Origin of the sequence: Rhodococcus sp. PML026 (assembly GCF_000963615.1) — a bacterium.
Taxonomy (GTDB): Bacteria; Actinomycetota; Actinomycetes; order Mycobacteriales; family Mycobacteriaceae; genus Rhodococcoides; species Rhodococcoides fascians.
In genome coordinates, this window is the sequence record NZ_KQ031376.1 from 163,452 (window position 1) to 185,601 (window position 22,150).

The 22,150-nt window shown below is 63.8% G+C and carries 30 protein-coding genes; 7 read left to right on the plus strand and 23 right to left on the minus strand.

Features of this window, described 5'->3' with window-relative positions; genetic code table 11:
* The 7 genes from rplQ to infA form a co-directional block, all read right to left on the minus strand.
* Positions 1-588, minus strand: coding sequence for a 50S ribosomal protein L17 (gene rplQ, locus VF34_RS20440; RefSeq protein WP_027496333.1), 588 nt, complete (start codon positions 586-588; stop codon positions 1-3).
* Between the two features lie 34 nt (positions 589-622).
* Complete coding sequence (locus tag VF34_RS20445) at positions 623-1,687, minus strand: DNA-directed RNA polymerase subunit alpha (protein WP_027496332.1); 1,065 nt, start codon at positions 1,685-1,687, stop codon at positions 623-625.
* A gap of 99 nt (positions 1,688-1,786) precedes the next feature.
* Complete coding sequence (gene rpsD, locus VF34_RS20450) at positions 1,787-2,392, minus strand: 30S ribosomal protein S4 (protein ID WP_008718223.1); 606 nt, start codon at positions 2,390-2,392, stop codon at positions 1,787-1,789.
* Between the two features lie 21 nt (positions 2,393-2,413).
* Positions 2,414-2,827 (minus strand): 30S ribosomal protein S11, encoded by a 414-nt coding sequence (gene rpsK, locus VF34_RS20455; protein WP_027496331.1) that lies wholly within the window; start codon positions 2,825-2,827, stop codon positions 2,414-2,416.
* Positions 2,827-3,201 (minus strand): 30S ribosomal protein S13, encoded by a 375-nt coding sequence (gene rpsM, locus VF34_RS20460; protein WP_027496330.1) that lies wholly within the window; start codon positions 3,199-3,201, stop codon positions 2,827-2,829. Before rpsM ends, rpsK begins: the two co-directional genes overlap by 1 nt.
* A gap of 204 nt (positions 3,202-3,405) precedes the next feature.
* Positions 3,406-3,519 carry a 50S ribosomal protein L36 gene (gene rpmJ / locus VF34_RS20465; protein WP_025347279.1) on the minus strand — a complete coding sequence of 38 codons (114 nt, stop codon included), beginning with the start codon at positions 3,517-3,519 and terminating at the stop codon, positions 3,406-3,408.
* An 88-nt stretch (positions 3,520-3,607) separates the two neighbouring features.
* On the minus strand, positions 3,608-3,829 hold the full coding sequence (infA, locus tag VF34_RS20470; protein ID WP_005140011.1) for a translation initiation factor IF-1: 222 nt from the start codon (positions 3,827-3,829) through the stop codon (positions 3,608-3,610).
* A 298-nt stretch (positions 3,830-4,127) separates the two neighbouring features.
* Between infA and VF34_RS20475 the strand changes: the two genes are divergently transcribed.
* A complete protein-coding gene (locus tag VF34_RS20475) occupies positions 4,128-5,015 on the plus strand; it encodes a glycosyltransferase family 2 protein (protein WP_032373892.1) in 888 nt (295 codons plus the stop codon).
* Between the two features lie 17 nt (positions 5,016-5,032).
* Here the strand turns inward: VF34_RS20475 and map are convergent, their stop codons facing one another.
* From map to rpsH, 9 genes are all read right to left on the minus strand, one after another.
* A complete protein-coding gene (map, locus tag VF34_RS20480; RefSeq protein ID WP_027496329.1) occupies positions 5,033-5,830 on the minus strand; it encodes a type I methionyl aminopeptidase in 798 nt (265 codons plus the stop codon).
* Positions 5,830-6,384, minus strand: coding sequence for an adenylate kinase (locus VF34_RS20485; protein WP_027496328.1), 555 nt, complete (start codon positions 6,382-6,384; stop codon positions 5,830-5,832). The genes map and VF34_RS20485 overlap by 1 nt, the downstream gene beginning before the upstream one ends.
* Positions 6,381-7,703, minus strand: coding sequence for a preprotein translocase subunit SecY (gene secY, locus VF34_RS20490; RefSeq protein ID WP_027496327.1), 1,323 nt, complete (start codon positions 7,701-7,703; stop codon positions 6,381-6,383). The genes VF34_RS20485 and secY overlap by 4 nt, the downstream gene beginning before the upstream one ends.
* A 314-nt stretch (positions 7,704-8,017) precedes the next feature.
* Positions 8,018-8,461 (minus strand): 50S ribosomal protein L15, encoded by a 444-nt coding sequence (gene rplO, locus VF34_RS20495; RefSeq protein WP_027496326.1) that lies wholly within the window; start codon positions 8,459-8,461, stop codon positions 8,018-8,020.
* A 2-nt stretch (positions 8,462-8,463) separates the two neighbouring features.
* Complete coding sequence (gene rpmD / locus VF34_RS20500) at positions 8,464-8,643, minus strand: 50S ribosomal protein L30 (protein WP_008718256.1); 180 nt, start codon at positions 8,641-8,643, stop codon at positions 8,464-8,466.
* Positions 8,643-9,317: a 30S ribosomal protein S5 gene (gene rpsE / locus VF34_RS20505; protein ID WP_032365630.1), complete on the minus strand. Its 675-nt coding sequence runs from the start codon at positions 9,315-9,317 to the stop codon at positions 8,643-8,645. The genes rpmD and rpsE overlap by 1 nt, the downstream gene beginning before the upstream one ends.
* A 34-nt stretch (positions 9,318-9,351) precedes the next feature.
* Positions 9,352-9,768, minus strand: a complete 417-nt coding sequence (gene rplR, locus VF34_RS20510) for a 50S ribosomal protein L18 (protein WP_032365631.1) — start codon at positions 9,766-9,768, stop codon at positions 9,352-9,354.
* A 1-nt stretch (position 9,769) separates the two neighbouring features.
* Positions 9,770-10,309, minus strand: coding sequence for a 50S ribosomal protein L6 (rplF, locus tag VF34_RS20515; protein WP_027496323.1), 540 nt, complete (start codon positions 10,307-10,309; stop codon positions 9,770-9,772).
* 13 nt (positions 10,310-10,322) lie between these two features.
* Positions 10,323-10,721, minus strand: a complete 399-nt coding sequence (rpsH, locus tag VF34_RS20520) for a 30S ribosomal protein S8 (RefSeq protein WP_008718266.1) — start codon at positions 10,719-10,721, stop codon at positions 10,323-10,325.
* Positions 10,722-11,120: 399 nt separating this feature from the next.
* On the opposite strand from rpsH, the gene VF34_RS20525 reads away from it, so the two are divergent.
* Together VF34_RS20525 and VF34_RS20530 are read left to right on the plus strand one after the other, a co-directional pair.
* Positions 11,121-12,488, plus strand: coding sequence for a type I glutamate--ammonia ligase (locus VF34_RS20525; protein ID WP_045841993.1), 1,368 nt, complete (start codon positions 11,121-11,123; stop codon positions 12,486-12,488).
* A 1-nt stretch (position 12,489) separates the two neighbouring features.
* Positions 12,490-13,188 (plus strand): DUF6885 family protein, encoded by a 699-nt coding sequence (locus VF34_RS20530; protein WP_032365632.1) that lies wholly within the window; start codon positions 12,490-12,492, stop codon positions 13,186-13,188.
* Positions 13,189-13,279: 91 nt separating this feature from the next.
* Here VF34_RS20530 and VF34_RS20535 read toward each other — a convergent pair whose 3' ends face one another.
* The 4 genes from VF34_RS20535 to rplN are packed head-to-tail and all read right to left on the minus strand — an operon-like array spanning position 13,280 to position 14,730.
* Positions 13,280-13,465, minus strand: a complete 186-nt coding sequence (locus tag VF34_RS20535; protein ID WP_008718273.1) for a type Z 30S ribosomal protein S14 — start codon at positions 13,463-13,465, stop codon at positions 13,280-13,282.
* Positions 13,466-13,469: 4 nt separating this feature from the next.
* Positions 13,470-14,042 carry a 50S ribosomal protein L5 gene (rplE, locus tag VF34_RS20540; protein ID WP_008718275.1) on the minus strand — a complete coding sequence of 191 codons (573 nt, stop codon included), beginning with the start codon at positions 14,040-14,042 and terminating at the stop codon, positions 13,470-13,472.
* Between the two features lies 1 nt (position 14,043).
* Positions 14,044-14,361 (minus strand): 50S ribosomal protein L24, encoded by a 318-nt coding sequence (rplX, locus tag VF34_RS20545; protein ID WP_008718278.1) that lies wholly within the window; start codon positions 14,359-14,361, stop codon positions 14,044-14,046.
* The gene (gene rplN, locus VF34_RS20550) at positions 14,362-14,730 is read right to left on the minus strand and encodes a 50S ribosomal protein L14 (RefSeq protein WP_027496320.1); all 369 of its coding nucleotides are present in this window, start codon (positions 14,728-14,730) and stop codon (positions 14,362-14,364) included.
* A 234-nt stretch (positions 14,731-14,964) separates the two neighbouring features.
* On the opposite strand from rplN, the gene VF34_RS20555 reads away from it, so the two are divergent.
* The 4 genes from VF34_RS20555 to VF34_RS20570 are packed head-to-tail and all read left to right on the plus strand — an operon-like array spanning position 14,965 to position 21,147.
* On the plus strand, positions 14,965-16,002 hold the full coding sequence (locus VF34_RS20555) for an endonuclease domain-containing protein (protein WP_032373893.1): 1,038 nt from the start codon (positions 14,965-14,967) through the stop codon (positions 16,000-16,002).
* Complete coding sequence (locus VF34_RS20560; protein ID WP_032373894.1) at positions 15,999-16,652, plus strand: hypothetical protein; 654 nt, start codon at positions 15,999-16,001, stop codon at positions 16,650-16,652. The genes VF34_RS20555 and VF34_RS20560 overlap by 4 nt, the downstream gene beginning before the upstream one ends.
* A 17-nt stretch (positions 16,653-16,669) precedes the next feature.
* On the plus strand, positions 16,670-19,789 hold the full coding sequence (locus VF34_RS20565) for a helicase HerA domain-containing protein (RefSeq protein WP_032373924.1): 3,120 nt from the start codon (positions 16,670-16,672) through the stop codon (positions 19,787-19,789).
* 32 nt (positions 19,790-19,821) lie between these two features.
* Positions 19,822-21,147 carry an AIM24 family protein gene (locus VF34_RS20570; RefSeq protein WP_080730089.1) on the plus strand — a complete coding sequence of 442 codons (1,326 nt, stop codon included), beginning with the start codon at positions 19,822-19,824 and terminating at the stop codon, positions 21,145-21,147.
* Positions 21,148-21,212: 65 nt separating this feature from the next.
* On the opposite strand, the gene rpsQ is transcribed toward VF34_RS20570, so the two are convergent.
* From rpsQ to rplP, 3 genes are read right to left on the minus strand one after another with little or no spacing between them, the layout of a single operon-like run.
* Complete coding sequence (rpsQ, locus tag VF34_RS20575) at positions 21,213-21,491, minus strand: 30S ribosomal protein S17 (protein ID WP_027496315.1); 279 nt, start codon at positions 21,489-21,491, stop codon at positions 21,213-21,215.
* Positions 21,488-21,733 carry a 50S ribosomal protein L29 gene (gene rpmC, locus VF34_RS20580; protein WP_027496314.1) on the minus strand — a complete coding sequence of 82 codons (246 nt, stop codon included), beginning with the start codon at positions 21,731-21,733 and terminating at the stop codon, positions 21,488-21,490. Before rpmC ends, rpsQ begins: the two co-directional genes overlap by 4 nt.
* A complete protein-coding gene (gene rplP, locus VF34_RS20585) occupies positions 21,733-22,149 on the minus strand; it encodes a 50S ribosomal protein L16 (protein ID WP_027496313.1) in 417 nt (138 codons plus the stop codon). Before rplP ends, rpmC begins: the two co-directional genes overlap by 1 nt.
* Between the last annotated feature and the right edge of the window lies 1 nt (position 22,150).

The following is a 22,150-nucleotide window of genomic DNA, read 5'->3' on the forward strand; positions in this document are numbered from 1 at the left end:
CTAGTCCTTCTTCGCATCCTCGGCCTCGGGGGCGTCCGACGCGTGGGCGTCGTTGTCCTCGATGCCTTCGATGACTGCGTCGGCGTTGGCCACCTCGGCGTCGGTCGCGTCGGCTTCGACAGCCTCGACGACGTTGTCGTCTGCCGTGTCCTCGGCCGGAGCCTCGGTTGCGGCGGGAGCAGCCTTCGATGCCTTCACGCGGCGTGCGCGGTCGGCTTCGTTGGACACCGTCTGCTCGTTGACGAGCTCGATGATGGCCATCGGCGAGTTGTCACCCTTACGGGGGACGGTCTTGATGATGCGCGTGTAGCCACCGTCGCGATCGGCGAAGAAAGGCCCGATCTCGGCGAAGAGCTTGTGCACGACATCTTTGTTGTTGATCGTCTTGAGAACCTCACGACGATGGGCCAGATCACCCTTCTTGGCATGGGTGACGAGCTTCTCGGCGTGGGGACGAAGGCGCTTGGCCTTCGACTCGGTGGTGGTGATGCGGCCGTGCTCGAAGAGTGACGTCGCCAGGTTGGCCAGGATGGCCTTCTGGTGTGACGCCGACCCGCCGAGACGGCGGCCCTTGGTGGGCTTGGGCATGATGAATCTCCTAGTAAGAGCTCCAGCGAGCTGATTACAGCTGTTCTGTCTCGGCGTAGTCCTGCTCGGCGCCTTCGGTATCGCCGAAGGAGCCTGCGTCGGTGTCACTCCACGTGCCCGTGGTGGCGTCGTAGCCAGGCACGGTGCTCGGATCGAACGACGCGGGGCTGTCCTTGAGGGAAAGGCCGAGCGAGTGCAGCTTGACCTTCACCTCGTCGATGGACTTCTGCCCGAAGTTACGGATGTCGAGCAGATCGGACTCGGTACGACCAACCAACTCACCGACGGTGTGAACACCTTCGCGCTTGAGGCAGTTGTAGGAACGAACCGTCAGGTCCAGATCCTCGATGGGGAGTCCGAAGGATGCGATGTGATCGGCCTCGGCGGGCGAGGGTCCGATCTCGATGCCTTCTGCTTCGACGTTCAGCTCACGGGCGAGGCCGAAGAGCTCAACCAGGGTCTTGCCCGCCGAAGCGAGCGCGTCCCGCGCGGTGATGGAATTCTTGGTCTCCACGTCGAGAACGAGCCGATCGAAGTCGGTGCGCTGTTCGACGCGGGTGGCCTCCACCTTGTAGGTGACCTTGAGCACGGGCGAGTAGATCGAGTCGACCGGAATACGGCCGATCTCGGCACCCGATGCCTTGTTCTGAACGGCGGGGACGTAGCCGCGACCGCGCTCGACGACGAGCTCGATCTCCAACTTGCCCTTGTCGTTCAGGGTCGCAATGTGCAGATCCGGATTGTTCACCGTGACGCCGGCCGGAGGCACGATGTCGCCTGCGGTGACAGCGCCGGGGCCCTGCTTGCGGACGTACATGGTGACCGGTTCGTCTTCTTCGGAGCTCACCACGAGTCCCTTGAGGTTCAGGATGATGTCGGTGACATCTTCCTTGACTCCGGGAACGGTGGTGAATTCGTGGAGGACGCCGTCGATACGGATGCTGGTGACAGCAGCGCCGGGGATCGACGACAGCAGGGTGCGGCGGAGCGAGTTACCGAGTGTGTAACCGAAGCCGGGCTCGAGCGGCTCGATGACGAATTTCGAGCGGTTGTCGGCGATGACCTCTTCGGTCAGCGTCGGGCGCTGTGAAATGAGCATTCTGTGTTCCTCCTGTACGGGCGTCCGCTATTTGACGCCCACGTGTGGAGGCGAAGACGCATGTGAGCCTCGCGGGGAGACTCACATGCGTGCTGCGCCTTACTTCGAGTAGTACTCGACGATGAGCTGCTCCTGGAGCGGCACATCGATCTGTGCGCGCTCCGGCACCCGGTGAACCAGGATGCGAAGACGGTTGGGGACGACCTGCAGCCACGGAGCCACCGGACGATCGCCGTAGCTCTCACGGGCGATCTGGATCGGCAGGGTCTGCGCGGACTTCTCGCGGACATCGATGATGTCGTACTGCGAGACGCGGTAGCTGGGGATGTCCACTCGCTTGTTGTTCACGAGGAAGTGGCCATGGGTGACCAGCTGGCGTGCCTGACGACGCGTACGTGCGAGACCCGCACGGTAGACGACGTTGTCGAGGCGAGTCTCGAGGATGGTCAGCAGGTTCTCACCGGTCTTGCCGGCGGCCCTGTTGGCTTCCTTGTAGTACAGACGGAACTGCTTCTCCATGACGCCGTAGGTGAAGCGAGCCTTCTGCTTCTCCTGCAGCTGGAGCAGGTACTCGCTCTCCTTGATCCGCGCGCGGCCGTGCTGGCCGGGCGGGTAGGGACGACGCTCGAACGCCTGGTCGCCTCCGACGAGGTCGACGCGCAGACGACGCGACTTGCGGGTGATAGGACCGGTATAACGTGCCATTTTCTAAACCTTTCCTTCCCGCTAGACCCGACGCCGCTTGGGCGGACGGCAGCCGTTGTGCGGCTGAGGGGTGACATCGGAGATGGTGCCGACCTCGAGGCCTGCGGCCTGAAGTGAGCGGATCGCGGTCTCACGGCCGGAGCCGGGACCCTTGACGAACACGTCGACCTTCTTGACGCCGTGCTCCTGAGCCTTGCGCGCAGCGTTCTCGGCTGCGAGCTGTGCGGCGAACGGAGTCGACTTGCGCGAGCCCTTGAAGCCCACGTGTCCCGAGGACGCCCACGAGATGACGTTTCCGGCGGGGTCGGTGATCGACACGATCGTGTTGTTGAACGTGCTCTTGATGTGCGCAGATCCGTGCGGGACGTTCTTCTTGTCCCTGCGACGCGTCTTCTGCGCCTTCTTCGGACCGGTACCGCGTGCTTTGGGGGGCATTACTTCGCCTTCTTCTTGCCGGCAATGGTGCGCTTGGGTCCCTTACGGGTACGCGCATTGGTCTTGGTGCGCTGTCCACGGACGGGCAGACCACGACGGTGGCGAAGACCCTGGTAGCAGCCGATTTCGATCTTGCGTCGGATGTCGGCCTGCACCTCGCGGCGCAGATCGCCCTCGACCTTGAGGGACTCGTTGATGTAATCGCTGAGCTTGCGCAGATCGTCGTCGCCGAGATCCTTGCTGCGCAGGTCGGGGCTGACGCCCGTTGCTGCGAGAATTTCCTTGGAGCGGGTACGGCCGACGCCGTAGATGTAAGTCAGTGCGATCTCCATGCGCTTTTCGCGCGGCAGATCCACACCTGCGAGACGTGCCATGTGGCATTTCCTTTTCTTGTCCGGAGGTCTGCTCCCAGTCCGTCCCCTGTGTCCTTCTCACCGCTGGGGTGGGAAGCGTCTTTCAACAAACTCAGTGGGGCCCCGGCCTCCGTGCCGGGGGTCTGCCGCAACGCGTGTGTTGCGGTTGGTGCTGGGAGGTCATCTTCTAGCTGTTGCCAAGCCGACGTGCGTGATGCTCGGTGGTTATCCCTGACGCTGCTTGTGACGCAGGTTGTCGCAGATCACCATGACGCGTCCGTTACGACGAATCACCTTGCACTTCTCGCAGATCTTCTTGACGCTCGGCTGAACCTTCACGTCGTTGATCTCCTGTGTGTAGCTCGGACGCGCTGCGAGCAGCGGACCGAGCATGGTTCTCCCCGACCGGACATGGCCGAGGAAGCTCTTACTTGTAGCGGTAAACGATGCGTCCACGCGTGAGGTCGTAGGGCGAAAGCTCTACCACGACGCGATCCTCGGGAAGGATGCGGATGTAGTGCTGACGCATCTTTCCGCTGATGTGGGCGAGTACCTTGTGGCCGTTTTCGAGCTCAATGCGAAACATCGCATTGGGCAGCGGTTCGACAACTCGGCCCTCTACCTCGATAGCACCGTCTTTCTTGGCCATATCCTCCGCGATCCTGGCTCTCACACCTGGTTGATTGCATCTGTTTCCGTTACCGTGATGCCCACTGACCGACTCCTCGGAACCGAGTCGGAGTATCGCCGGAGGGCCGCACAGCCCTCGAGGCATGCGGACATCCGGTACGCAGGGCGCACCGTCGATCTATGTTACCGGCAAAGACACATCTGGCCAAATGCGCGCGAAGCGGGCACGAAGCGCGTCGGATGGCGACGTTAGATTAACTGAGCTAACCTTTCGTCCGCCCGCCATCGTTCAGCCACCGAGCCCGCAAGGTGCCCTCTTGAGTTCCAACCCGTCCGGCCCAGCCGTCTCCGTGATCATTCCCGTACACAACGCCAGAGATGTGCTCGACGAGCAACTACGCGCGCTCGCCCACCAGGACTACGACGGCCCGTTCGAGGTCGTCGTCAGCGACAACGGCTCGACCGACGGAGTGCGCGAGTTCGTGCAGGACCACGCACTACGGGCCCGCTTGAATCTGAAGTACGTCGATTCGTCCGGCACCCCGGGCGCGTCGCATGCCCGCAATCGCGGTGCGGAAGCAGCCGAGGGCCCGCTGCTGGCCTTCTGCGATGCCGACGACGTCGTACACCCGACATGGCTGCGGCGCATCACCGCCGAACTGAACAGCTACGACCTCGTGGGAACCGGCCTGAGCACCGAGGCGCTGAACTCCGAAGCGACGCGCGCCGCAGTTCCGTTCGCCCCACCTTCGAATCAGGGCAAGTCGCCCTTTCGCCCGTTCGTCATCGGGGCGAGTATGGCGTGCCGCGCGTCGACCTACCGAGATCTCGGCGGGATGTTCGAATTCGTTCATGCCAGCGAGGACATGGAATTCTCCTGGCGCGCACAGCAATCGGGTGCCCGCCTGCACTTCATAGCCGAGCCGCTGGTCGAATATCGTCTGCGTACCGGCTACCGGGACAATTGGAAACAGGCGGGGGCACTCGGATACGGATCGGCCCACGTCCGCGGAATGTATCGGGCTGCCGGATGCCCGCCGTTCCGAATCCGCACAATTTCCGTAGCGCTCCTCGCGCTCGCGGTACGAAACCCATTGCTGCCGACCGCACTGACTCGGATGCCGACTCGCCTCTGGCTGCGCCTGACGGCAGCCCACCTCGGACTCATCCGAGGGGGCCGCCGGTACTCGTCACTCACCTGGTGAGCGTTGACCTGGTAGTTCTAGCGAGGCCGAACCGTCAGGATTCGCGGGCCGTCCTCGGTCACCGCGACCGTGTGTTCCCAGTGCGCCGCGCGTGAACCATCGGTGGTCACCACGGTCCACCCGTCGTCGAGAATGTCGGTCTCGTAGGTACCGAGCGTCAACATCGGTTCGATGGCCAGCGTGGAACCCACCACGAGTTCCGGGCCTTTGCCCGGCGCGCCCTCGTTCGCGAGGAACGGGTCCATATGCATTTCGCGGCCGATTCCGTGGCCGCCGTAACCGTCGACGATTCCGTATTTACGACCGTGAGCATCCTCGGCCGCGTGCGTACCGGACTCGATGGCGTGGGAGATGTCGGTCAGACGATTGCCGGGGATCATCGCTGCGATCCCGGCCTCCATGGAAAGCCTCGTCGCATCGCTCAGCAACGCATCGGCCTCGATGATGTCGCCGACGCCGAACGTCCACGCCGAATCTCCGTGCCAACCGTCCAGAACGGCACCGCAGTCGATGGACACGAGATCCCCGGCGACCAACAACTCGTCCGCCGACGGAATGCCGTGCACCACGCGGTCGTTCACCGAGGAGCAGATGCTGCCGGTGAAACCGTGGTACCCCAGGAAAGAGGGCACCGCACCGGCATCACGGATGACCGCCTCGGCAACTCGGTCGAGTTCGAGCGTCGAGACCCCGGGCTTGGCTGCATCCCGTACGGCGACGAGAGCGGCACCTACCACGGCACCGGCTGCCGCCATCGCGTCGAGCTCACCGGCGCTCTTGAACGGGACAACTTTTCGTTTACGGCCGAACGCCATTACTTGCCGTGGTCCTCGATGGACTTCAGCGCGCGGGCGTTGACTTCGTCCACCTCACCGATCGCATCGACGGTGACCAGCTTGTCGGAGTAGTAGTCCAACAGCGGTGCCGTCTCGTCGCGGTATACCTTGAGCCGATTACGGATGACGTCCTCTTTGTCGTCCTCACGGCCGCGCGCCAGCATGCGGTCCACGACGACGTCCTCGTCGACGACAAAGGACAGCACTGCATCGAGATGCGCGTTCAGGTCGGAGAGGATGTCGACCAGAGCTTCGGCCTGGCCGACCGAACGCGGGAAACCGTCGAGAAGGAATCCGTTGACGGCGTCGGGCTCGGCGAGTCGACTGCGCACCATGTCCACGGTGAGTTCGCTCGGCACGAGGTCGCCCGCGTCGAGGTACTTCTTCGCTTCCAATCCGAGCGGGGTCTTCTCGCCGATGTTGGCGCGAAAGAGATCGCCTGTCGAGATGTGTGGCACGCCCAGCTTCTCGGAGAGGAGGACGGCCTGAGTGCCTTTGCCGGCACCGGGGGGACCGAGCAGAACAAGTCTCACTTGAGGAACCCTTCGTAGTTACGCTGCATCAGCTGGCTTTCGATCTGCTTGACGGTGTCGAGGCCCACGCTGACCATGATCAACACGGCGGTACCACCGAACGGAAGGTTTTGAGCTCCGCCCGAACTGCCGATGTCGAGGAACAGGTTGGGAAGCACCGCAATGGTGCCCAGGTACACCGCACCGGGCAGCGTGATGCGACTGAGAACGTAGTTGAGGTAATCGGCTGTCGGCTTACCCGGTCGGATGCCCGGGATGAATCCACCGAACTTCTTCATCTCGTCGGCCCGCTCTTCGGGGTTGAACGTGATCGCCACGTAGAAGTACGTGAAGAAGACGATCAGCCCGAAGAAGATAGCGATGTACACCGGGTTCGCCGGGTTCACCAGATACTCGTTGATGATCCGCTGCCACCAGCTCGGATCGGTTGCGGTGCTGGCGGACGTGAGCTGGGCGATGAGATTGGGTAGGTAGAGGAGCGAGGACGCGAAGATCACCGGGATGACGCCGGCCTGGTTGACCTTGAGCGGCAGATACGTGGACGAGCCGCCGTACATCTTCCGGCCGACCATGCGCTTGGCGTACTGGACCGGGATTCGGCGCTGACCCTGCTCGACGAAGACCACACCGGTGATGATGAGGAACGCTGCGAAGCAGACGAACCCGAAGACCAACCCGCCGCGGCTCTCCAGAATCGAGTTGCCCTCGGACGGGATGCGCGAGGCAATTCCGGCGAAGATCAGCAGCGACATTCCGTTGCCGACACCGCGCTCGGTGATGACCTCGCCGAACCACATCACGACGGCTGCGCCTGCAGTCATGACCAGCACGATGATGACGAGCCCGAAGATGGACTGGTCGGCGATGATGTCCTGCTGACATCCCTGGAGCAACTGGCCGCGCGAAGCGAGGGCCACCAGGCCGGTCGCCTGCAGGATGGCCAGTGCGATCGACAGGTAACGCGTGTACTGCGTCATCTTGGCCTGGCCCGACTGTCCCTCCTTGCGGAGTTCCTCGAACTTGGGGATGACGACGGTGAGCAGCTGCACGATGATGCTGGCGGTGATGTACGGCATGATGCCGATCGCGAACACCGAGAGCTGGAGGAGCGCTCCACCGGAGAACAAGTTGATCAACGAGTAGATGCCCGCCGAATCTCCACCGGAGACCTGGTCGATGCATGCTCGGACATTGGCGTAGTCGACACCCGGCGACGGCAGTGTTGCACCGAAGCGATACAGGGCCACCAGACCGAGCGTGAAGAGGATCTTCCGTCTCAGGTCAGGAGTCCTGAGGGCCGACACGAAGGCGGAAAGCAAAGATCCTCCTGGCACGACTGCGTTGACGCCGCGAGTGCTTCGTCGGGAGCGACTGATGCTCCCGTGAGCCTCACGAGCATGGACTGCGGACGACATGCGTCGACCGCATCGATACGAACTTCTCTGAACTCTAGAACTCTAACAGTGCGCATCGAACGGACCGACGGTCAGTGTTGGACCCTGGCCGATCGGTCGACACACACGACATTCCGTGTAGGCAACGATGGCCGCAGCTCAGCTACGAGAGCTGTGGCTGCGGCCATCGTCACGAACTGCTGCTCGACGCGCTGCTACTCAGCACATCGAAGCAATGCTCATACCTCGGTTGCAGAACCGCCGGCAGCGGCGATCTTTTCCTTGGCGGAGCCCGTGAACTTGTTGGCCGAGATATCGACCTTCACGGTGAGGTTTCCGTCTCCGAGAACCTTGACGAGCTCGTTCTTGCGAACAGCTCCCTTGGCGATCAGCTCGGGGATACCGATCTGACCACCCTCGGGGAACAGGCGCTCGATGTCGCGCAGGTTCACGACCTGGAACACGACACGGTTGCGGTTGGTGAAGCCCTTGAGCTTCGGGAGCCGCATGTGGAGGGGCATCTGGCCACCCTCGAAGCGTGCCGGCACGTTCTTGCGTGCGCCGGTTCCCTTGGTACCGCGACCTGCGGTCTTGCCGCGCTTGCCACCTTCACCACGGCCGACGCGAATCTTCGTCGACTTGGATCCGGCTGCGGGGCGCAGGTGGTGCAGTTTGATGGTCATGGTTAGACCTCCTCAACAGTTACGAGGTGGCGCACCGTGTTGACCAGTCCGCGGTTCTGCGGGTTGTCCTCGCGGACGACCGTCTGGCGGATGCCCTTGAGCCCGAGAGTACGCAGGCTGTCACGCTGGTTCGCCTTCTGGCCGATGGTGCTCTTGATCTGAGTGACCTTCAGCTGAGCCATTACTTCACCGCTCCTGCCTGTGCGCGTGCGCGCAGCATTCCGGCGGGTGCAACCTCTTCGAGGGTCAGGCCGCGGCGAGCCGCAACTTCCTCGGGACGCTGCAGACCCTTGAGGGCTGCGACGGTCGCGTGCACGACGTTGATGGCGTTGTCGCTACCGAGCGACTTCGACAGCACGTCGTGGACACCGGCGCACTCCAACACTGCGCGAACAGCACCACCGGCGATGACGCCGGTACCGGCGCTGGCCGGACGCAACATGACGACGCCGGCAGCGGCTTCGCCCTGGATGGGGTGGGTGATGGTGCCGGCGATCATCGGGACGCGGAAGAAGCTCTTGCGAGCCTCCTCGACACCCTTCTGGATGGCCGCGGGAACTTCCTTGGCCTTGCCGTAGCCGACGCCGACCAGTCCGTTGCCGTCACCGACGATGACGAGGGCGGTGAAGCTGAAGCGTCGACCACCCTTGACCACCTTGGAGACGCGGTTGATCGTGACGACCTTCTCGATGAAGTTCGACTTGTCCGCAGCGTTGCCGCCACGGCCGTTGTCACGACGATCGCGACCGCCACCACCGCGGTTGTCGCCGCGCTGGTTGTTGTCGCCACCTGCGTTGGGGCCACTGTTCTGTCCGGCGGGGCCGCTTCCGCCGTCACGCCGTTGACGTCCCGGCATCAGGCTGTCCTTCCGTTGTCAGTCATTGTCATCATCAGAACGTCAACCCGCCTTCGCGGGCAGCGTCTGCGAGTGCCGCGATGCGGCCGCTGTAGTTGTTGCCGCCGCGGTCGAACACGACTGCCTCGACGCCGGCTGCCTTCGCACGGCTGGCGATGAGCTCGCCGACCTTCGCGCTGACGGCCTTCTTGTCGCCCTCGAGTGCGCGCACATCGGCTTCGATGCTCGACGCGCTGGCCAGCGTGTGGCCCGCCAGGTCGTCGATCAACTGCACGTGGATGTGACGCGAGGACCGGTTGACGACCAAGCGCGGACGCTCGGGCGTTCCGGAGATCTTCTTGCGAAGGCGGAAGTGACGACGTGCCTTCGACAGGCGACGCTTCGTCGAGACGTCGGTGCCGCGCGGTGTGCGCTTGACGACGTTCGCCTTGTCTGCTGTTTGCTGGCTCATATCACTTACCCGTCTTTCCGACCTTGCGGCGGATCACTTCACCCTCGTAGCGGATGCCCTTACCCTTGTACGGGTCCGGACGCCGCAGACGACGAATGTTGGCAGAGATCTGACCGACCTTCTGCTTGTCGATGCCGACAACGGTGAATCGCGTGGGCGACTCGACCGTGAACGTGATGCCCTCGGGTGCTTCGATCAGCACGGGATGGCTGTAACCGAGTGCGAACTCGAGGTCCTTGCCCTTGAGTACGACGCGGTAACCGACGCCGTGAATCTCCATCTTGGTGGTGTAACCGTTGGTGACACCGGTGATGAGGTTCGCGACGAGAGTGCGCGAGAGACCATGCAGCGAGCGGCTCTTACGCTCGTCGTCGGGCCGAGTGACGGCGATGGTGCCGTCGTCGGCGCGGGCGATCTTGATGGGCTCGGCGACTGTCAGGCTCAGGGCACCCTTGGGGCCCTTGACCGCAACGTCCTGGCCGTCGATGGTGATATCGACGCCAGCGGGGACTGCGACCGGCAATTTTCCAATACGTGACATGGTGTGGCCTCCCCTACCAGACGTAGGCGAGGACTTCTCCGCCCACACCCTGCTTGGCAGCCTGACGCTCCGTGAGCAGACCGGTGGACGTGGAGATGATCGCCACGCCCAGGCCGCCGAGAACCTTGGGCAGATTGGTGGATTTTGCGTACACCCGGAGACCGGGCTTGGAGACGCGTCGCACGCCGGCGAGGCTGCGCTCACGGCTCGGGCCGTACTTCAGATCGACGATGAGGGTCTTGCCCACCTCGGCGTCTTCCGTGCGGTAATCGGAGATGTAGCCCTCGCGCTTGAGGATCTCGGCGATGTTCGCCTTGAGCTTCGAGTGGGGAAGCTTCACCTCGTCGTGGTACGCCGAGTTGGCGTTGCGCAGACGGGTCAAGAAGTCTGCAATTGGATCGGTCATCGTCATGGTGTGACCTGTGCACCTTTCTCGCAGCGGTTCCCATGCAGCACGCGCGGGCTGGTGCCTTCCGGTTCCGGAGAACCCATCGGGCCTGGCTCGTCACATCGTGGGCCTACAGCGAAGTGAACATGTCCTGACCGACTGTTGCCGGTCAGGGGTTGCGCTCCAAGCAATGCATCGCTGCACTGCCAGGTGTTACGAGCTTCCGCATGTTCAATGCTGACGTGCGGAGAACTCGAGGTTGCGTTTGTTGTATTGCAAGGACTCGCGTGCAGGCACGACGAAGCCCGGGCAACCGCTCTAGTGTAGGCATCGCGCACCCGAAGACCAAATCGCCTTACCATTGCGGGACAGCTCGGGTCCAGTCGGACACCCCGACGAGTACTTCTTCGCTAACGTCGGACCATGACGGACTCGAAGGCAGTCGACATCGACCACCTCACCCACACTCTGCGTGACCGCAACATCGCAGGGGTGACGATCGGCTGGGTCGACAACAACGGCATCGTCCGATCACGCACCGTGCCCACCGCAGAATTGACTGCAGTCGCACGGCGTGGAGTGGGAGTCACCGCGGTGTTCGCGGTATTCGATTCGCATGACGGGATCACATTCGCCCACGAAGGACTGTCGACGCCGTCCGGCGATGTGCGGTTGATTCCGGTGATCGAGAGCGCGTCGAGCGTGGTCGCCCTGTCCGGACAGCCGGGGCTGGCCTGGGCGCACGGACGACAGGTCTCGGCAGACGGCACACCGTGGCCCTACGATCAGCGCTCAGTTCTCGAGCGGCAGGTGCAGAAGGCGTCCGATGCCGGTTTCGAGGTACGGGCCGGATTCGAGATCGAGTTCGCCCTGACTCGCGAGTCGGACGGACTGTCCGCTCATCGCGGACCTGCCTACTCGGCGAACGCACTCCGCGATGTCGATCAATTCGTCGTTCTATTGCTCGAGGCGCTGTCTGCGAATGGCCTCGACATCGGGCAGATTCATGCCGAGTACGGCGGCTCCCAGCTGGAGATCGCATTGAGTCCACTCGATCCACTTGCTGCGGCCGACGCGCAGGTACTCGCGCGGCAGACCATCCACTCAGCGGCCAAAGCCCAGGGCCTGAGGGCAAGCTTCGCTCCCCTGCCCTCGTCGAGCAGTGCGGGTAACGGATGGCACCTACACACATCACTGGTTCGCGACGGTCACAACGCTCTGACCGGCGACGGAGAGTACGGACTGTCCGACACCGGGCAGGCGTACATCGCGGGCCTCGTTCGAGAACTCCCGGGACTCACTGCCATCACGGCACCGAGTTCGGGGTCACTGCTGCGTCGTCGACCGGGGTACTGGGCAGGTGCCTTCGGATTCTGGGGCGTCGAGAACCGCGAAGCTGCAGTGCGACTCGTACCGGCCACGCCCCTTCTCGGCCCGGAACACACCAACGTCGAATTGAAGGCGTGCGACGCGTCCGCTAATCCGTATCTGGCGCTGGCCGTCACGATCGCGGCCGGTCTGGCGGGAGTGGCGGATTCGGCGCAGTTGCCGTCTCCGGTCCAGGAGGACGTAGGAGGTTGGGACGATGCTCGTCGGGATGCCGCGGGGATCTCCCCACTCGCGACGACCCACGCGCAGCAGCGCGAAGACCTCCTGTCGTCCGCACTGGTCCGAGACGTGTTGGGCATGGAACTTCTGGGCGCGTTCGTCGCCTGCCGGGACGCCGATGCCACGTGGGCGGAGAGCCATACCGAGGACGAACTGCTCGAATCGCTGCGCTGGATCTACTGACGTGTTGCGACGGTTTGCCGGGGCAACCACAATCGTCTCGGCCCTCGATCATGCTCTGCCACAACCGGATCAACTCTGCGGACCGTTCTCGGCATCGGTTGCGCTGACGGCCGTCATGGGCGACGACGCACCGGGCGTGACGGCCCTCGCGGTCGCGTCGAGGTCCGCGATCTGGCCGGGTGCAATCGACTCGGCCCGTCCTCCCGGAACCCCCCGAATCACCGACGGGTGGGATCTACTGCCGAGAGCCGCATCGATCGACGCAGCCGGGACCACGGCAGCAGGTCTCACGGAGGGCATCGAGACCGCGACCGACCACCGCGTCGCCGTGGTTCCCATCGTGGGGCCCTCCGTCGAGAGATTGCGTCTGCTGCTCGACCATCTTGCCGACGGGCCTTTCCGCTTCGGATCGTTGGCGAATGTACATACTGCAGAGTTGACCGAATTCGACTGGAACTTAGGACATTTCGTGACCGTCTGGGGATTCGATCCAGTCGAGGACGTAGTGGCGATTGCCGACACCTACCGGGAACTCGGAGACCCGGACATGCCGCCTGGATGTAGAACCGTCTCCACCGATGCCCTCGCGTCGGCGATGTCCGAGCGTGGCCTGCTGCTGCTCGTCGACAGCCAGGATCATCATGCGGCGGTTGATCTGGTCCGCTCTCTGGGTCTACGACACGACGTGTGGTCGGTGTGAAAGTCAGGACCTGAGCAACGCAAAATGGGCGCGGGTTCCTTTCGGAACCCACGCCCATCAGCGTGGTGTGGTGAAGCCCGGAGGCCTCAGATCACCAGGAGCTCTTGCGAACTCCGGGAAGCTCTCCGGCGTGTGCCATCTCGCGCACGCAGATACGGCAGAGGCCGAACTTGCGGAACACGGAATGGGGACGGCCGCAGCGGTTGCAGCGAGTGTATGCACGCACCGCGAACTTCGGCTTCTTGTTGGCCTTGTTGACCAATGCCTTCTTCGCCATGGACTCAGTTCTCCTTGAACGGGAAGCCGAGGTGCTTGAGCAGCGCGCGGCCTTCTTCGTTGTTGGTTGCGGTGGTTACTACGGTGATGTCCATGCCGCGCGGACGGTCGATCTTGTCCACGTCGATCTCGTGGAACATCGACTGCTCGTTGAGGCCGAACGTGTAGTTTCCGTTGCCGTCGAACTGCGTGCCCGAGAGGCCGCGGAAGTCCCTGATTCGGGGAAGGGCAATGGAAACCAGACGGTCGAGGAACTCCCACATGCGGTCGCCACGGAGGGTGACGCGTGCGCCGATGGGCATTCCTTCGCGCAGCTTGAACTGTGCGATGGACTTGCGAGCCTTGCGGATCTCCGGCTTCTGGCCGGTGATGGCAGCGAGGTCTGCAACTGCGCCGTTGATCAGCTTGGCGTCACGGGCGGCGTCGCCGACACCCATGTTGACGACGACCTTGACGATGCCGGGGATCTGCATGACGTTCTCGTATGCAAACTCGGTGTTCAGGGCGTCTTTGATCTCAGCGCGGTAGCGCGCCTTGAGGCGGGGCTGTTCGCCCGCGATGTTCTCGGTGGTAGTCATCTCAGATGTCCTTCCCGTTCTTGCGGGAAACACGAACGCGCTTGCCGGATTCTTCGTCGGTCCGGTAGCCCACGCGAGTGGGGTTTCCGTCCGAGTCGACAACTGCGACGTTCGAAACGTGGATCGGGGCTTCCTGAGTGACGATGCCACCCGAGGATGCGCCGCGCTGGTTGGCAGAGACCGCGGTGTGCTTCTTGATGCGGTTCACGCCTTCGACCAGAACCTTGGAGTCAGCGGGGTAGGCCTGAATGACCTTGCCCTTGGCACCCTTGTCCTTGCCGGCGATCACGAGAACGGTGTCGCCCTTGTGCACCTTCATTTACAGCACCTCCGGGGCGAGCGAGACGATCTTCATGAACTTCTTCTCACGCAGCTCGCGGCCGACCGGGCCGAAGATGCGGGTTCCACGTGGGTCGTGGTCCGGCTTGATCAGCACCGCAGCGTTCTCGTCGAAACGGATGTACGAGCCATCCGGACGGCGACGCTCCTTGACGGTGCGGACGATGACGGCCTTGACGACCTCACCCTTCTTGATGTTTCCACCGGGAATGGCGTCTTTCACCGTAGCTACGATGATGTCGCCGATTCCGGCGTAGCGACGTGACGAACCACCGAGAACGCGGATGCAAAGGATTTCCTTCGCGCCCGTGTTATCAGCGACGCGTACTCGCGACTCCTGCTGAATCACTAACTTCTCCTTGACCTGGATGTACGTACGTGCCGGATTTCCGTCCCGACACGCGCGGTCGGCTGCCGAGAGCGGGCGCACGAAGACACACCGCTGCCACAGGCAACCGGCCAAGTGTAGGGGAACGCCGATGCCAGAGCCAAATCGCCGTCACGGAGACGTGCTCGCCCCTACGTGTCGGACCTTGTCGGTACGGTTCGGAGATGGGGCAACAGGGGTGGGCGGGGAGCAGCTGTGACCGGGAACGGTGAGACCGCAGGCTGGTGGTCGAGTCTTCCCGCAGATCGAGTGACTCGACTTCGCGGGGCGTCCGAACGCGAGCTCGCCGAATCCGCGAACCCGCTCCCCGCCGATGCACCTGCGATCGTCTTCTTCACTGTCGACGAGTCGGCATCTCATCGTTCGGCAGACCTGGTCGAGATGGTGGTCACGTCGCTGGAGACCGCAGCGGTCGACTCGACCGCGCTGTGGCTCCCCGAGTTCGAGCACAACGCAGGGACCTCCACGTTGGAGCGGCGTGCCGCTCGCACGTCCGCCGTTCGCCTGGCTGCCGACTCGGCACACTTCGGCCCCTACATAGCGGCTCTGGCCGAGTCGGCCTCCTCGGGGCGGCCGATACGCCGGGCGGTGTTCACCGTCGAGACCCGCGCGACAGGTTCGGCGCGAGCTCTCGCGGCAGCTCACGGCCGCGACGTTGTCGCTCTCGTGCTGGTCGTACCCGACGCCGTGGACGCCGACTTCGTGTCGACCGCAGCGGAATGGCTGTGTGCTCACGCACGGGCGAGCGTGTGGCTCACCGGCGGTGGGTCGTCGAGGATGGACAGATTCCCGTCCGTATCGGTGCGCGCACCCGAAGTGCCTGCCGGCGTCAGCACTGTCCTCGATCGCTTCCGGCCTTTGAGCTATCCGCCGATCGCCGGACACCCACACCCGGCGAGCGATCCGGAGAAGCGCCTGTACAGAGCGCTGGACCAGCACGAATGGGCCACCGGTCGAGAGCACAATCGCTCGATTCGGCTCGGCGAACTCAGCCGTCCGTTCACAGTCGACGTACTGTGGCGCACCGAGAGAGTGATCGTGGAAATCGACGGCGACGAGCACCGTGCCGCCCAGCGCTTCGCCGAGGACCGCGTGCGCGACAACCAGCTGCAGACACACGGGTACATGGTGTTGCGGTTCACCAACGCTCAGGTGATCGACGACCCGCACCGCGCTGTGGCTACCATCCGCGAGGCAGTATCGAGAAGACGATCGAAGGGGGATCCTCGATGAGTACCGAAGACCTGAACGGCACCGAAGCAGCAGTACTGCTCGTTCTGATGGCCGAAGCGAGTCCGGTGAAGAACAGCGTCCTCAAGGGACTCGGCCCCGAACTACCGAAGGCTTCCCGCGACAAACTGAAGGACCGGGGCCTGATCGAGGTGGATCGGTCCGTCAGCCCCATGACTCTTGAGCTGACCGACAAAGGATGGCGCACCTGCGGTGAGCTCATCGGCGGTGAACCACCGGCTCGGTCGACAGGCGCAGGCAAGGCCATGTTCACCGTGTTGGCAGGGTTACGTCGCTGGCTGGATCGCACCGACAGCCGTCCGGCCGATGTGTTTTCGCCCCGCGGGGACGAGACCGCCCCCCTCGACGGCTCCGAGAAGGCCAACAAGACCGTCGACATCGAAGCCTCGATTCGCGCGGCCTACGCGTCGCTCGCACGTGAACCCGGTAGCACCGTTCGGCTGTCTCGCTTGCGAAACGAGTTGCGAGACATACCTCGTGCCGATCTCGACGATGCACTCGCACGGCTGCGCCGCGCCGCGGACGTCTCGCTGATACCCGAGGAAAACCAGAAGACGCTGACCGACGAGGAACGCGCTGCGGCCGTCGTCGTCGGTAATCAGCAGAACCACCTTCTCTCGATCGAATCATGATGGGCGTGAACTCCACGATGACGGACAACGAGCAGATCCGGGCTCTGGAATCGGTACGGCTGAGCTGGGCCCCGACCCCCGACGACGTGTGGCGTTCGCAGTCCAACGTGCACGTTCCCGGCATGCACGAGCGGGTGTTCCTCGAGGTGATGAACGCCTACGACGACGCAGAGACGTCGGATGACGCCAGTCCGCTCGGAGTCGTCGTACGCGGGCCGGCCGGATCCGGCAAGACGCATCTGCTGGGGCAGGTGCGCGAAGAGGTGCAGCAGAAGGGCGGGTACTTCTTCCTGATCAGGCTGCTCGACGCCGCGGGCTTCTGGCGGTCGACTCTCATGGGGATGCTCGACGACCTGATGCGGCCCTCCGGCCAAGGATCCGACAGCCAACTCGCACTTCTGCTGCGTCGCTTGTGCACGATCGGTGACATTCCCGACGAACAACGCGCAAAGATCATGGGCGAGAACATGATCGACGCCGAGACGCTGAACGACTTCGTCACCGCCGTATACAAGGTTCACCCCCGACATCGGCGCACCTCGCAGCACACTCTGCGCGCCTTGGTGCTGTCCATCGCCCCCGATTCGGCCGTCCAGGATCTCGGTGACGCATACCTGCAGTCGATCGACGACGTCGATGCCGAAGAATTCTCGCCCTGGGGAATCCGCCGGGCCGAGCTCGGTCACCAAGGCATTGCCGAGAACATCTCACGACTGCTGGCCATCACCGGTCCGACAATTCTCGCGATAGACCAGATCGACACGTTGGTCGCGCAATCCCGAACGGGATCGGATCAGGAGTTCGCCGACGCACAGGAAGACAAGGTCGTCGAGCAACTGGCGCACGGTCTGATGTCGCTGCGCGAAACGCTTCCTCGCACCGCGTCGGTACTCTCGGCTCTGTCGAGCGCGTGGGAGTTGATCGCCGCCCGCGGCGTGGCACCGATGCGCGACCGCTTCCGAGTGACGCAGCCTCTCAAGCCGATTCCGTCGTCCGACATCGGACGCCTGTTACTGGGACGACGTCTGGCGGCGTGCTTTCTCGAGGCAGGCTTCACCCCGCCGCATCCGACGTGGCCGGTGGCACCCGACGCATTCGAGCAGGCCCCGGACTTCACTCCGCGGCAGCTGCTGATCGCGGTCGACCGTCACATCAGGCACTGCCTCGACACCGGCGTCGCGTCGGAGTTGGAGAGTTTCACGGACAAGTCCGGGCCCGCGGATGCGCAGGACCTCCCCAAAGCACGGGTCGACGAACTCGACATACTCGACGATCGCTACGCAGCACTGCGCAAACAGGTCGACGTCGCCATTCCGCTGAAGCCCGACAGTGAGGACTCGATCGTCCCCGCACTCCTGTCTGCGGGCCTGACCGCGTGGATCCACGAGCATCAGTCCTCGGACGACAGCCTTGCCCAGGACCCACCTCCGAGCGGCAAGCCTGCCCTGCATGCCAGGCTGCGACATACCGTCGACACCGATACGGACGACGAGGAGCACTGGTGCTTCCGCGCGGTCACCTCCGGCAATGCCAGGGCCGCGTTGGCCCGTGTGGAGCGTGCGGTGACCACGGCCGGCCTCAGGGCAGACATGCCGAAACGGCGACTGATCCTCATCAGAAACGACCCGTGGCCCAATGGCGCGAAGACCGAGCAGACCGTCGCCGCTCTGCGACGTGCAGGCGGCATTGTCGTGCCGTTCGGCGACGAGGACCGCAGGGCCTTGGCGGCTCTGTCGGTGCTGCTGGCCGAGAACTCCCCCGCTCTCACGTCGTGGTTGCTCGCGCGCAAGCCCGCACACGAGGTCGAACTGTTCTCCTCCGTGTTGCCTGCAGTCAGCGTCGTCGACGACGACACCGCATTGATCGAACCCGAGAACACCGTCGCGGCCGAACCGATTGCGAGCCGCCGGCCGTCGATCGTCGCCGGGTCGGAAGTGAGCACCGGTGCGGACGTCGCAATCCAACTCGAGGCGCTCCGTAAGCACACAGCGATCTTCGCGGGTTCCGGATCAGGGAAGACGGTACTGATTCGCCGACTGGTGGAAGAATGTGCGCTGCAGGGTGTTTCGGCGATCGTGTTGGACGTCAACAACGACCTGGCTCGCCTCGGCACCGCGTGGCCCGAGGACGAACGGACGTGGCCGCCGGGCGACGAGGCCAAGGCGGCGGCGTATCTACGCGACACCGACGTCGTGGTGTGGACGCCCCGCAAGTCGGCGGGCCGACCGCTGAGCTTTCAGCCACTGCCCGATTTCGTCAGCGTTCTCGGTGATGCCGACGAGTTCGATTCCTCCGTCGAATCCGCATTGGCGTCGCTCGAGCCCGCCGCCGGCGTCCTGGGTACTTCCCAGAAGGCGAAACACGGCCGCGCAGTGCTGAAGTCGACGCTCGATCTCTTCGGTCGACGCCCACAGGGCGGCACGCTGGCGGACTTCATCGACCTGCTCGAAGAATTGCCCGAGGACACCAGCGACCTGCGCGATGCCGTACGGATCGCGCAGGGACTGGCCGAAAATCTGAAGGCTGCCGTGGCCAACGACCCCATGTTCGCAGGGGCGGGCACCCCGGTCGACCCGGCAGTGCTGCTGACTCCGGCCGACGGAAAGAAGGCCCGAGTATCGGTGATCAATCTGGCGGGCCTGACCACCGACGAGCAGAAGCAGAGCTTCGTCAATCAGCTGCAGATGGGCCTGTTCTCCTGGATCAAGAAGAACCCGGCGGGTGACCGGCCGCTCGGCGGACTGTTCGTGATGGACGAGGCGCAGAACTTCGCCCCCTCCGATCGCACGACCGCAGCGACACACAGCACACTTGCGCTGGCGTCGCAGGCGCGTAAGTACGGTCTCGGTCTCGTATTTGCCACGCAGGCACCGAAGGGGTTGCACAACCGCATCGCCGGAAACGCGTCGACGCAGTTCTACGGACTGCTCAACAGCCCGTCCCAGGTCGAGGCGGCCAAGGAGATGGCCCGCGTCAAAGGCGGCTCGGTACCCGATGTCGGCCGTTTGCCCGCGGGGCAGTTCTACGCTGCCGTCGAGGGCGCAGAGTTCCGGCGAACCGCCACTCCCCTGTGCCTGTCCTACCACCCGAAGAGCCCGCCGACCGAGGAAGAAGTCATCGAACTCGCGCGTTCCTGACAGCACGCGTCGACACTGGCACACTGGATCCGATGAAAAACCTCGCTCGCGGGGAGAACTGCCCCGCTCCGACCGGCCGGCTGACGGTGACACTTGCCGCCTCGACGTCGGTCGACGTGTCCGCGCTGCTGTTGGGGCCGGACGGACGGGTGCGTTCGGACGCGGATCTGGTGTTCTACAACCAACCCGAGGGCGCGGGCCTCGAGTACCAGCGCGGGCCGTCCGGCCATCTCGTCCTGATCGATCCCTCCGCGATTCCAGCCGATATCGAGACCGTTGCCATCGCGGCATCGCTGGACGGTACCGGTCCGGCAACGTTCGCTGCCGCCGGACCGACATCGGCGACCGTCTCCGACACGTCGGGCGGTGCGATCGTCGGATTCACCGCCGACGCACTCGGCGACGAGAGTGCTCTCGTCATCCTGGAGTTCTATCGCCGCAACCAGCAATGGAAGATCCGGGCGGTGGGCCAGGGCTACGCCGATGGGTTGGCGGGCCTGGCCACCGCGTTCGGTATCAGCGTCGAGGACGACGATCCGCCCACACCCGAGGCACCGACGGCACCACCCTCGCACCGAAGCGAAGCGATCGTGAATTCACCTGTCCCACAAGGAGTCCTGACCATGAGAAGTGAACTGTTCGCGCCCGCCCACGCCGAAGTTCCCGGATCGGGGATTCAGAAACAGGGCAGCAAGATGTGCCGGGTCGGCATGAACGGCGAGATCATGGCTCGGGCCGGCTCGATGGTCGCGTACCAGGGCAATCTGCAGTTCGAGGCCAAGGGCTCCGGGGGTATAGGTCGAGCCCTCAAACAAGCCCTGTCCGGCGAAGGCGTCCCCCTGATGAAGGTCACGGGCCAGGGCGACCTGTTCCTCGCCAACGCCGCACAGGACGTTCATCTGATCGATCTCGACGGCACGGACGGGCTCACCATCAACGGGGCCAACGTTCTCGCGTTCGACTCCTCGCTGAGTTACGACATCAAGCGTGTCCAGGGTGCCGCTGCGGGTGGAAACGCGGGGTTCTTTAACTGTGTGTTCACCGGTCGGGGCCGTATCGCCATCACCACCGACGGAGTGCCGGTCGTCCTGAACGTCGACCAGCCGACGTTCGCCGACCCGCAGGCAGCAGTTGCGTGGTCGTCGTCTCTGCAGACGAGAGTGAAGAAGAACGACTCGTTCGGGCTCGGAACGTTGATCGGCCGCTCGACCGGAGAGAGGTTCACGCTGGAATTCGCCGGCCAGGGGTTCGTGGTGGTGCAGCCGTCGGAACAGCCGCCGGGTGGACCGGTCGGCGGTACCGGTGGCGGCGAGCAAGCAGGCGTCGGCGGAGCGCTGGGCGGCTTGCTGGGCAGGTAAGCCGCACGCTTCGGAAAGCACAAATGCCCGCCCCCGGGAAGGGAGCGGGCATTTTTGTGAAGGTCCTACTTGGCCTTTTCGAGAACCTCGACCAGTCGCCAGTGCTTCGTGGCGGACAGCGGACGGGTCTCCATGAGCTGAACGCGATCGCCTACGCCGGCGTCGCCCTTCTCGTCATGTGCCTTGACCTTGGTGGTACGACGAATGATCTTGCTGTAGAGGGGGTGCTTGACCCTGTCCTCGAGCTCGACGACGATCGTCTTCTCCATCTTGTCGGATACGACGTAGCCGATCCGAGTCTTGCGGTTGTTGCGCTCTTCAGTCACAGTCTTTTCCTCGCTCATGCCGCGTCACCTGCAGTGTCCTCGGAAGGACCAGATGCCAAGCCGAGCTCACGCTCGCGCAGGACGGTGTAGATGCGCGCGATCTCGTGACGGACGGTGCGCAGTCGACGGTTGTTGTCCAACTGGCCGGTAGCCATCTGGAAACGAAGGTTGAACAGCTCTTCCTTCGACTCACGCAGCTTGGTGACCAGCTCTTCACCGGTGAGCTCGCGGAGCTCTGCGGCTGGGGTTCCGGTAGCCATCAGAACTGCTCCTCCCTGGTGATGATGCGTGCCTTGATGGGCAGCTTGTGGATGGCGCGAGTCAGTGCCTCACGCGCAATGGTCTCGTCGGGGTACGACAGCTCGAAGAGCACGCGACCCGGCTTGACGTTCGCGATCCACCACTCGGGCGAACCCTTACCGGAACCCATGCGGGTCTCGGCAGGCTTCTTGGTGAGCGGGCGGTCCGGGAAGATGTTGATCCAGACCTTGCCGCCACGCTTGATGTGGCGAGTGATCGCGATACGAGCGGACTCGATCTGACGGTTGGTGATGTAGGCGGGCTCGAGAGCCTGAATGCCGTAGTCACCGAATGTCACCTGAGTTCCGCCCTTGGCGGCACCCGAACGCTTCGGGTGGTGCTGCTTGCGGTGCTTGACCCGGCGGGGGATCAACATG